General features: G+C 58.3%; 3 protein-coding genes. All 3 read right to left on the reverse strand.

Features of this window, described 5'->3' with window-relative positions; all coding sequences use genetic code 11:
• Positions 1–20: 20 nt before the first annotated feature.
• From ACTJJA_RS16710 to ACTJJA_RS16720, 3 genes are read right to left on the reverse strand one after another with little or no spacing between them, the layout of a single operon-like run.
• Entirely contained in the window at positions 21–404 is a 384-nt protein-coding gene (locus ACTJJA_RS16710) for a DUF6911 family protein (RefSeq protein ID WP_440668717.1), read from the reverse strand.
• Between the two features lies 1 nt (position 405).
• Positions 406–10,692, reverse strand: a complete 10,287-nt coding sequence (locus ACTJJA_RS16715; protein WP_440668718.1) for a hemagglutinin repeat-containing protein — start codon at positions 10,690–10,692, stop codon at positions 406–408.
• Positions 10,693–10,701: 9 nt separating this feature from the next.
• Positions 10,702–12,351, reverse strand: a complete 1,650-nt coding sequence (locus ACTJJA_RS16720; RefSeq protein ID WP_440668784.1) for a ShlB/FhaC/HecB family hemolysin secretion/activation protein — start codon at positions 12,349–12,351, stop codon at positions 10,702–10,704.
• Positions 12,352–12,356 lie beyond the last annotated feature (5 nt).

The raw sequence follows: 12,356 nt of genomic DNA on the forward strand, positions 1-12,356 counted from the left end.
TCAGAGCGGGATTTCCTCAATCAATTCAAAAGATCAGTTGATACGTTGCCAGTCTCGAAGAACTCTTTAAAGATCCTAGCAACAAGATCAAAGTCTTTTATAAGCTGACGTTCAGGCCAACTATCACCAAGTATCATAATACTGGCATCAGATTTAGAAGGATTCCAGTGAGTTCTTATCTGATAATCATCTTCAAATATCTCACCCAATGTTATTAGATAATAGCCACTTTCAGTTCTGACCTGTAGCATTTCTGCATCTGTATCCACACTGGTTAGAATATCAAGCGTAAGGGTACCTTCTCTTCCATGAAGTTGCTCCAACTGGGTTAATATTTCGCTCCAGCTTGAGATCCGTTTATTCCCGCCGTTTCCATCCTGCGTCCAACTCATTTTGAAATTCATATTACTCCCTGACCTTCAGAGATTTCATTCCAGGCTGCCAGTAGAGGACAGACCCTGTAGCCTCTTCAAAGATAGTTAATGATTTCAATCCCGCTTTATCGGCCATAGCTGCTATGTCCCCACGACAATAACCACACACAGGCTCTTTAGATACGCTCATCGTCATATCACGACCTTGAGACATACCCTTTTCAAAAGCTTGCTGGATAACACCCACCTCAGCATGAGCTGTAGCCATATTCCCATTAGGAAGGGGCTTATTTTGCTTGTCTATTTTAGCCTGAATTCGCCCGTCAATCAGCGTTGGTTTATTTACATCAGCTAGATTGGAAGGTCTTGCTCCCTGGTTAGTATCAGAGAATTTAGCCCCATCAACATTACCCTTCGCAACCACCTTGAGATTAGCATCAACGACTTTACTGAGTTGTTTTGCTGCTGCTGAACCCAACACCGGAGTCACCGAAGCAACGATGATATCCATTCCTTGCTTTGTTTCGACATAACCTTGGGCGGTCTGACGATCAACTCCCAGCACATCCATTGCATACTGCGTAAGAGCGTCTTTCACCTGCTGCTGATTTTGTGCATCAACACTGGTGATATTCAGCAGGTTCACTATCTGACTGTAAGCATCTCCGTACTGCTGGCTGGCTTTCGAGTTGTAGTTGCCGGTGTTTTCGTATTCACCTTTAGCTGCGATAACCTCAAGTCTTGCTCCGGCACAGGCCGCACTGCCAGCATTACCATTACCACAGGCATCAATGACTTTCTGGTCACTGGCGATATCTTTTTCACGCAGCTCATTAATTGTTCGCTGAGCTTTCTCACGTTCTGCCGGGTCTTTGCTGTTGAGTTTAAGCTTCGCCAGCTCAAGCTCTGTCTTTTCCGACACACTCAGATAGTTATTCTCCGCAGCATTCTTCCCGCCCTGCGCCCCCGTCATCGCCGACGCCGTACTGTCTCCCGCCAGCCCTCCGGCCATCCCGGCCGATATCGTCGCCAGTACACTAACCGTCTGCTTCTGCTCCTCACTCAGGTCGCTGACCGCTTTACCCGGATACAGCATACCCGCTATCGCCTTCGCCGCAAGCTCACCGGTCGCCGCTCCGGCCGCACCCGCTGCCGCGCTGTTCCCCTGCAGTGCCGCAACCGCGCCACCCAGTATCGCATGCGCAATGGTTTTCGCTGCCGTATTGTCATCGATCCCCATACCGTGACCAATACGATACGCCAGCTCCGGCGCCGATGCCCCCGCCAGTGCTGCAGTCAGGTCACTTCCCGCCAGCCCCTGAAGCGCGGCCGTCGCCGCCTGGATACCCCGCTGCAGGTCACTGCCCGTGCCGTATTTCGCCGTCGTGGTTTTGTACGCATCGGTCCCGCGCAGGGCATCCTGATAGGCCTTTTTCAGTGCGTCGCTGGCATCCGCTCCCGGCTCAGTCACGCCCTCTTTCGCCAGCGCATCCCGCGCCGCCTTCAGCCCTTCTGTCTCGCCATACGTGTTCGCAATATCTACCGCCTGCGAGCCAATCTCACCAATCAGCTGCACTTCCTGCAGGCGCTGCTGCTCCTTCTCCTTGTCAAATATCGGGCTGATGCTGCCGTTCGCGTGCTCCGCATCGCGGCTCAGGTCCGCCACATCCTGCTTCTGGTTCTCCTTATCGCGGATGATGAGCGTCCCCTCGCTCACCGCCGCCTGCGTCGTCCCTTCCGCGTGACCGCTGTTACCGCCTCCGGCCAGCAGAGCGTTCGCCATATTCCCGGCAAACTGCCCGCCGATGCTGCCGCCGGAACTGATGCCAGCGCCCTGGTGCTCCGTCTTAAAGTCCGCCTGGTTATGGATATCGCTGAAGCCCAGTGTTTCGGTATCGAGGCGGTTCTTATCTGCCGTCGCCGTGGAGGCAATCACCCCGCCGTCGAGCTGCGTATGGTTGCCCACCGTCACGTCAAAACCGCCTTTACCGGCAAATATCCCGCTCTGCTCCTGAACCGAGTCGTAGTCGCTGGTCATTTTATCGCGACTGACGTTGATGCTGCCCGAAGCCGTGCCTGCACCAAAGGTGTACCCCACGCCGCCGCTGACACTGTTCTGCTTGCTGTTGTAGTGATCGCTGTCCTGGGTGCTGGCAATCGTCAGGTCGCGTCCGATATCTGCCACCATGGTTTCGCCGCTCACCTGCGCACCGGCGATTGTCGCGTCGCGCCCGGTGTTGATGGTCACGCGGTTACCCGCATCCACCGTGGTCTCGTTCTGCCAGGTGCCGTTGCCCTTCTCATGCCCTTTGCTGCTGTTCGCATTCGCCGAGATGCTGATGCCCGCACCGCCGGAGCCGACACCCACCCCGACGCCAAGGCTGCCGCCGCTGCTGCTGTTTTTACCCGTTGTCTGCTGCGTGTCCTGCGAGGCTATCAGGTTGACGTCCCGCGCTGCGTCAAGCGTAACGTCTTTCCCGGCCTTAATCTGGCTCCCCGCCACGGTGATATCGCTTCCGGTGGCTTTTATCGTGACGTTATTGCCCGCGCTCAGGGTGCTGCCTGTCGTCGTCTCGCTCTCCATATGCGATGAGGATTTGGACGACTGTGAGCCAATCGACGCGCTGACGCCGATGGTGTTGTTATTGCGTTTGTCAGAGTCGCCCTTCGCCTGGTCCAGCGCCACGGCCTGTCCGGCCTGCACGCCGGAAAGCGCCGCCTGCGTGCCCTGAAGTGCGGCAAGGCGCGAGTCGCTGCTCTGCTTCGCGCTCTGTGCCGTGGTAACAGCATTATTCACCGCGCTCCCCGCCGCCCCCGACAGCGCCACCGTCAGACCGCTGCTCTTCTGCTCGAACGTCTCATCGCGGGTACGCTTGTCATGCCCCGGCTCAATCACCACGCTGTCGCCGGTCAGGCTGATATCCTTCTGCGCGATGATATCCGCCCCGCCAATATGCGCCTGTTTGCCCGCCGTAATGCTGACGCTGCCGCCCGTCGAGCCGACCGTGCTGAAGCTTTCACTCTGCGTCGTGCCCTGTTCCCGCAGGTCGTGGGTGGTTTTGCTGCTGCCGATGGTGAAGCCGATACCGCCCGTACCCATCAGACCGGACTTTTTGGTCTCCTTAAAGCGCCAGGAGGTGTCGGTGTTGGTGGCCGCCACGATATCCACATTGTTGCCCGCCGACAGCGCAACGTCTCCGTCACCCGCCACCGCCGAGCCTGACACCCGCAGGTTGTTCCCCGCCGACACCGTCACGTTGTCGCCGCTCAGCAGCGAGCCTTTCTCCCTCGTCGCGCTGTCTTCCTCAATGGTGTGGGTGGTCTTCTTGCTGAGGAACCCTTTTTTGGTTTTGGTCTCTTCCTTAAAGTGGTAGTCACTCTCCGTCGCCGTGGTCAGGCTCACGTCGCGACCTGCCGCCACGCCGATATCACCCTGCGCGGTCACCTCTGCCGCCTGTGCGGTCACGTCCCGCCCGGCAAGAATGACCGTGTTGCCGCCGCTGGCGATTGCCGTTCCCTGCTGACGTACGGACTCATCGATAACGGTTTTCTTACCGCCCTGGCTGCTGCTGCGCGTGGTGGTGGATTCTGCCAGCAGGTTCACGTCGCGTCCGGCCTGAATGCCCACATCCCCTTCTGCCGCCATCGCCGCCGCACGGGCATTCACGTCGTTACCCGCCTGCAGGGTGAGGTCGCCGCCTGCGGTCAGGGTGCTGCCCTGATGCGTGGCCGACGCCGTCTCCGTTGTCGTGCGGTTACGGCCGGAACGTCCCTCACTCGTCGCCATCTCGTTGGCGGTGATGTTGATATCGTTCCCTGCCGCCATGCCCAGGCTACCGCCTGCCGACACGTTTGCGCCCGTCACGTTGATATCCTGTCCGGCGCGCATCGCCAGCCCTTCTGTCGCGGTGATGGACGCCGTCGTGCCCACATCCGTACCGCCAAAATGCACGTTCCCCGCATCAACATTCCACTTCTGGGTACGCGTGACATTGTTGATGCTGCCGGAAACGCTCTCAAGCCCGACGGTTTTACCGCTGATGGCGGAGCCGATGTTGTTGATATCCCCCAGCGCGCTCAGGTTCAGCCCGCCGCCCGCGCTGATGAGCCCGGCGTTGAGGTTGCTGATGCTGTTGCTGCTGTCGATGGACAGGGCATTCTGCGCCGTAATGATGCTGCCGCTGTTGGTGACGTTGCCGCCCGCCAGCTGCACGTTATTACCGCTAATCACGCTGCCGCTGTGAACGGTGACATCCTTCGGTGACAGATAAACTTTCGGGACCATCACCGTCTGGCCGTTAATGGTCGCCGCTTCCCACCACAGCAGGCTGTGGTCAAGCGCGGCAACCTGCGCTACCGTCAGCGCCACGCCGAATTTCAGGCCCAGCGCCTGCTGCTGTGTGGCTGCGCTGTCCATCAGATAGCGCATCTGGTCGAGATCGGAACCGATGCCGTTGATATACCGGCTGCCGGTCTGGTTCAGAATGGCGTTGCTGACGTAACGGGTATCGAATGCCGCGTCGCCGAGGAAACGGTAATCGCGATCCGGGTTCAGGCCCAGACGGTCGAGGAAGTACGCCGAGCCGAGGAACTGGTTCCGATCGGTGTAGGCACTGTTGGTCTCACGCGGTGCATCGCCAGGCTTGATGCCGAGCATGCCATAGAGTCCATCAAACAGGCTGTTATCCACCTTCCCGAGGCCATCAAGCTTGGGGTTCACCGTTATCAGATACGGGCTATCGGGGTCGGTAGATGGTACGAAGTAACCGTTATCACCGGACGGCAGCGGATAGTTACCGCTGCTGCCGTTCCGATCGGAAAGGGATGAACCGCCGGAGATGTCTTTCAGGGCGTCGGTGAGATTATCCAGAAGATCGGGGGCACTCATGTTTGTGCTGCTACCTGGAGTCAATGACTCACTGTTCAACCCCTCACCGATAGCTTCAGGCGTAAGTGTATTCAGCGTTGGGGCATGAATAGTGTTATTGAATCCCCCCGCGTTTGCAGTGACGTTGGTATTGCTGATGTCACTCTTAAAGTTCGCACTGACGTTACCGCCAGCACTGATAACCGAGCGGTATACTCCGCCATCGGCCACAAATTCTGTCGTTCGTTCACCGAGGAGATAAGGCACCCAGCCATACCAGCCATAGTCCTCATCAAACCAGCCCCAACTTCCGTCTGCATAGTGCGTCAGAGGTTGCCACTTGCTGTCGTTGCAGTCCTGATAAAACCACTCACAACGATATTCAGCCTGAACGTAGGTAACGCGACGTCCACCTTCGGCAGAGAGGTTATTCAGTGTCCCTCCCGTAAGAACGGCGTTACGTCCCGCAAGAATATGGCTAGCACGGTTATCCAGCGTCCCTGCATTGATTATGATGTCGCGTCCGGCAGCCATTCGGGCGGAACTGCCGGTGGCCGATACGGACACAACGGACTCACTCAGCAGGAATTGCCGGATATCTTCCCCTGTAAGGCGGTAATCAATCCTGTCACTGCACTGTCCACTGCCGTTTGCACCACTTCCGGCGCAACGCTCATACCTGTCAAAAACAACCTTACTGCCATCGTTTTTCCAGTCTTCAAGCAAGAGGACAAAATCCGAAGGTCTGCCGTTGAGGTCATAACTGATGTAGTGTTCATCTGCGGCAGGAATGGCATCTGGGTATTCCCGTTCTGACTGGCTGACAGTCAGCCCATCGGCTTCATTGAGCAAATGGCGGGTATTCACGGTGATATCGCCGCGTGTGGTCTCAATCGTACCGGAGCGGTTAATCACTTCTTCATTTCCCTCACCGACTGCATTCCTCTGCATCCACAGATTGTTATCAGCAAGAATGTCGCCGTAAATATTGTGAATGCGTGCAGCAAACAGGGAGAGATTATTGCCCGCATAAATCAGCGCTGAATTAAGCAGCGTACCTGCTGCCGTCATCGTCAGGCTGCCCGCGGTACCGGTGAAGCCGTTAATGGTGATATTTTCCCGCGAGGTAAGCTGCACGTCTCCGCCCGCCTGAAGCGAGCCGGACGCATTCAGCAGCAGGCTCTGCGCGCTGAACGTGCTGCTGCCGTTACCGGTGGTGAGCGCACCGCTGTTCGTAAATGCTCCCCCCGCGCTGAGGGCGATGGCATTGCCCTGGATCACGCCGCTGTTGGTGATGGCGTTTTGCGAGGAGACCGACAGCGTTTTACCTGCGGCCAGCGTACCGGTGTTCACGAGCGCATTGACCAGCTTCAGCGTCGCGTCGCCCAGGGAAACCACCTGACCATGACCGCTGAAGTTGGCGACATCGAGCAGCAGATTGCCCCCACTGTAGAGTTTACCGCTGACGGTATCGGTGAGAGCGTCACCCGCTACCGTCAGCGAGGCAGTACCCAGCACCGTGCCGCTGTTGGTGGTGTTCCGGTATTTCACCCCCAAATCCGCACCCTGCAGCGTGCCGCGGTTATCGAGGGAGCTGCCACGCAGCTCAGCGCTGCCCGTCGCCAGGACATTTCCGCCATTCACGGCGTTCACCACATCCAGCAGCAGCGTGACGGCCTGAACCAGGCCGCCGCTACCGTTTGTCAGCTCTGGCGTGGCCAGCGTGAGCTTCCCACCGGAGAGAATTTTGCCGTCATTCTGTAAACGGGTGGTGGCTTTCACCGTGGATTCACCGCCGCCCTGCACCGTCCCCTGATTACTCAGCGTGGCGGACGACGCCTTCAGCGCGTTCTGGCTCAACAGAACGCCACCAGCGGTATTGTTCAGCGCCCCGGAAACATCCAGCGTCAGCGCTTCACCCTGAAGCCGTCCGCTGTTGATCAGTTGCCCGGCTGTGATTGCGGTCGTTTTACCCTGAATCTGTCCGGCGTTCGTCGCGTTACCGGCATTCATCGACAGGACGCCAGCCGTGAGTAATTTCCCGCCGCGCTGGTTGTTCAGCGTCTGGTTCAGCGAGGCGGAAAGCGCATCAACCCCGGTGATTTCACCGCTGTTTGTCAGCGTATTCGCCTTCAGCGTCAGATCCTTGGCTATCCACTGCCCGCTGTTTGCAAGCGTCAGTGCTGAGAGCGCCAGTTCTCCGTTTGAGGTGATTTTGCTGCCCGTCGTACTGATAAGATTGCTGACGATCTGCGCATCCAGTACATCTGCCGCCTGGATCGCACCGCCGTTCGTAAGCGCCTGCGCATGAATAAGTACCCGTTTACCCTGCCATTGCCCGGCGTTACTGAGGTCACCGGCCGTCACCGCCAACTCGCCCGCCGTCAGCAGCGATCCCGATGCTTCATTCACCAGCGAGAGGAGCGGTGCAGCCATCTCCAGACGAGCAGCCAGCGTCAGCGCAGCGATCCCGGTGAGCGTGCCGCTGTTAGTGATACTGTCCTGATGCGCGGTAACACGGTTTCCCTGAACCGTTCCGCTGTTGCGCAGCGTATTCCCCGCGAGCGAGAGCGTGCCTGCCGATAACAGATTGCCGTTGTTAACGGTATTGCCCGCATTCAGCGTGATGTCGCCCTGGCTCATCAGTTCACCGGTATTGCTGAATGTCCCGGTGGTGGAGGCATTAAAGGAGCCGGTTGCCAGCGAACTTCCGCTGTTATTCCAGTCGCGCCCGCGGAGACTGACATTCTGCCCCTGCAGCTGGCCTGCGGTAGTCAGCGTGGTGCCTGAAAAGGTGAGGTTCCCGCCCGTAAGCGTGCGCGAGCCTGCTACTAAATCCAGCATTCCGGCGGTCACGGATAACGCGGTATCACCCTGCAAGAGACCGCGACTGTCGAGGCGATCGGCATTCAGCGTCAGCGTGTTCCCCACGATACTGCCTGCACTGGACACCGATTGTGCCGTGATGCGGTTTTCCCCCTTCGCCAGCAGCAGGCCTCCCGCGCTGTTATTCAGCGTGTCGTAATCAACCAGGAGTGACGCGCCACTCAGCTCACCGCTGTTGGACAGGCGCGAACCGGAGAGGGAGAGCCCGGCATCGCTGGTGATAATGCCGCTGTTTTTCACCTCATCAACTGAAAGGGTGAGTGCCGCCGGGCTGTACAGCACGCCGCTGCTGCGGTTATCCAGCAGACGGGTAACCAGTGACAGCGTCTGCCCCGCGTGGATCAAACCACTGTTAATGACTGCAGGGCTGCTGATGGCGAGCGAAGACGCCGTCAGCGTCCCCCTGTTATTGAGATTCGTGGTTTCAATCTTCAGGGCTGACGCTGAAGATTTTCCCCCGTGACTGAGAGCGTCAGTGGCTGTCAGGATAAGCCCATCTTTCGCAGCCTGCGTCCCATCAAGCTGCGCATTCCGTACGTCCACGCTGACGCTGTTACCCTGCGTCTGTGCCGTTGCCGTGGTCGTCAGGCTGTGACCCCGAACGCTCACGGAGCCGCCCGCGCTGGTTTCGCCTGCAAGAGTGGTAGCCGTATTGTTCAGCGCCAGATCGCCATCACTGTGGATTACAGACTTTTCGGTGGTGATGAACGCGTCTGCTGAGCCAGCAAGCCCTCTGGCACCGGAAAGCGTGCCGCTGTTTGTCACCTGCGCAGCCTTCAGCGTCAGCGTGTCATCGCTGACGAGCGCGCCGCTGTTATCCAGCTTACCGCTCGCGATAACGGTCGTTTTGCCTTTCGCACCGGTGTCACCGGACAGCGTGGCGTTGCGAGCGTTGATACCCAGTGTGGAGGCGCTTTTCAGGGTGCCCGAACTGGTGATGTCGGTCCCTGAAACGTTCAGGCTGTTGCCCTGAACGGTGCCGGTATTGCTGAATGTCCCGGTCTTCAACGAGGCATCCATCCCCGCGGAAAGCGCACCGCTGTTGTTCAGGTTCCCCGTGTTTATGGCAAGAGATTTTCCGGCCGTGGTACTGCCTTTCAGCAGGGTGTTCCCGGACGTGGAGAGCGCGATATTCCCGCTGGCACTGGTTCTGCTGCTGCTCTCCTGAGTCAGCGTCTGACCGCTGAGCGTGATAGCTGAGGCGCTTACGCTTCCGCGCTGCGTCAGCTCACCGCCTTTCACCGACAGTTGCTGACCCGCGACGACAGAGCCGTTAAGCGCGGCACGCTGCGACGCCTCCAGCGAAATATGGCGTGATGCGGTCAGCTGCGTCCCGGTTTCCAGCGTTTTCGCGTTAACCGTGGCATCCTGCCCGGCGATGTTTTTCCCCTTAAGCGCCGCGTTTTCTGCCACGTTCACGGCAAGGTTACGACCGGCACCCGCCTGGGCATCCGCACTCTGGGTGAGGGCGTTTGCCGTCAACGTGGTGTCGGTTCCCGCAGTGAACGCGCCGCCGCTTTGCGTGAGGGTACCGTTGGTCGCTAACTGAAGATTTTTCTCGGCGGCGATATGGGCCTGGTCGAGCGTCAGGGCGCTCTGCCCGGAGACAGTAAGGTTATCCCCTGCTTTATGGTCGCCGGTTAACGTCACCTCTTTCGCAGAAACGCGGGTGCTACCGCTGGCAAGCGTGTTTTTCAGCACCACTTTCCCCGCGCTGCTGAGCGTAATATCGCCCTGACGCGCGTTAAGATCCCCTAGGTTTACCCCCAGGCCTGTTTCGCTGGACACCAGACGAATACGGTTGGCGTACATCCCGCCCAGCGCACCCGTGTCTACCGCCACCTTCGGCGCGTCACCTTCCCCTTTCAACGCGCTGACGCTGCCGTCTGCTGCGACGCGGTTCGCCCCGGCGACCACACGTACCTCTTTCGCATGCAGTTGGGCATTGATCTCGGTCGCGCGGGAAATAATCGATACGGCATCACTCTGGCTGCCATCCAGCCCGGCGCCCTCAATGGTGACCGCACCTTTAGTCACATCAAGCGATTGCAGCTTCCCGCTGGCGTCGAGCACCGGTTTCCCCGTGGTGAGCGTCGCATTCGGCGTATTAATAAATCCGCAGCCGTTACAGGTGATACCGTAGGGGTTCGCCACAATAACGTTTGCCGCCTTGCCCGCCACTTCGGTGTAGCCCTGTAAATGTGAGCGGTTCGCACCGGTGACTTCGTTGATGATCCCTTTGGCTTCCTGCCCGGCTTTCAGGTTGGGGTTGTTTTGGATAATCCCGCCAAGCTGGGTCTGGTTCAGCTGTCCCGTGGCGTTATTCAGGATCAGCCCTTCTTTGCCGACGTTGTAATCGTGGTATTTATTATGGGAAATACCGGACTGATTCGGCGTGGCAATGTTCACGACCGGAACACCGTTGGCCGCCTTATCCATCTGCGTATTTCCGGACGGGGAGATCGTGGCGGCCACCGCAGGCAGCAGCGGCTGGGTTGCCAGCAATACGCTCAGTAACGCGCTAAGCGCACGCTGTGAAAAACGAACCTGATCCTTTTCCATCATCCCTGTCCCTTAAAAAGCCACTGAAAAACGGTAATAAATCACGAGGTGATCCGGTGCCAGCCAGTCCGGATAGTCCACCGGTGTGCCGACGGTAAACTGGCTGGAGTAACCGCGATTCGTCGCGGTAAGCCCCAACGCGGTTCCCCACAGCGTGCCGGAGGCGTAACGATCCTGGCCGTCCTTCTTCAGCCAGCCGCCGTCAATTGCGGCAAGTACGCCAACATCGCCGACCCACGGCAGCGTAAAGAGCGACCAGTTCAGCTCGTTTCGCCAGTAGCCGCCGTTATCCCCGGAGATGTACTGCTCCTTAAAGCCCCGAACGGACGTTTCGCCGCCCAGCGTCAGACGCTCACTGCCGTACAACCTGTCCGGCGACCACTGGAAATAGACGCTGGTGAGCCACCAGAGTTTGTCCGCCACGGGACGCTGAAAGCTGCCGTTCAGGCTCCATTTGCGGAATTCGGCTTTTGCCACATCACCCTGTTTGTCGTTATCGTCTTCTGCACCCAACCACGGCACGCCCTGCGTAAAGGTTGGGTTCAGGGTCGCCACGCCCGAAGCGATTTTTTGCGTGTGGTTAATGCCCAATGAAACACTGGAAAGTTTGCGGCTGCTGGTGGCCAGCAAAACATCATCGAGATAGTTCCGGTTGATGCGATGAGTGATGCCCGCCGACACGCCGGTTTTGATATCGCCATTGCGGAACAGTACCCACGAGCCCGTCAGACGGTGCGTTTCGGTATCCCCCGTCGACCGCCAGAGGTAGCCGTTATTATCGATAGTACTGAGGTAGTTGCTCCAGCTGTAGCTGTAGTCCAGCAGTCCGTAGCCGTAAGGGATGCTGACGCCTGCTGCAAAATTTTGAGCATCCTTGCTGTTGGAAAAATCACTGCTGCGCCCGCCGCTGATAAACCACTTATCCGCCAGACCCAGCAGGTTATTGCCGTACAACGCGCCAGTAAGCTGCCCGGTCCCGGTGCTCTTTTGCCCGCTGTTATCAAAACTGACGGAGCCGCTAAGGGGGAACTCTGGCGTGGCGGTCAGATTAACCACCGAGTAGCCCTGCCTGTCGCCGGGCAAAATTTCAATCTCAACGGGCCGCTGACGTACCCGGTTGAGTTGTTCCATGCCCTGTTCGATATCGCGCAGGTTAAGGATCTTCCCCTCAAGCCCGGGGAAGGTCATTTTCAATGTGCGGTCCGGCACACCTTCGAGGCGAATGTGCTGAAGCTTTCCTTCCAGCACGGCAAGATGGAGTACGCCGCCGGAGAGATCCTGCTCGGTTAAAAACGCGCGGCTGGTGATATAACCCCGGCTGATGTACCAGTCAGACACGGCGTTAGTCAGGGTATTTAAGCCAGCAATATCAAGGCACTGATTCAGCCACGGCGCAACCAGCCGTTCTTTAGCTAACGGAGACAGAAGGTTGGCACCCGTCAGTTCGATGCGCGAGATAACAAAACAGGGGCCTTGTGGAGTCGCGGTACTGTCGGGCTGAACGGGACGCGGTACCACCACGCTGCGCTCCAGCGATTCACGCTGACGCTGGCTCTCATCCAGCAGCTGCTGCTGTTGCTGCTGGATGGTATTACGGTCGGCCGGTGACAACGGGGCGGCGAGTGCGATCCCTGGCGCCAGTAACAGGATGGCCGCCAACAGCGCGC

It is taken from the genome of Enterobacter sp. 22452, from assembly GCF_052045065.1.
GTDB classification, from domain to species: domain Bacteria; phylum Pseudomonadota; class Gammaproteobacteria; order Enterobacterales; family Enterobacteriaceae; genus Enterobacter; species Enterobacter mori.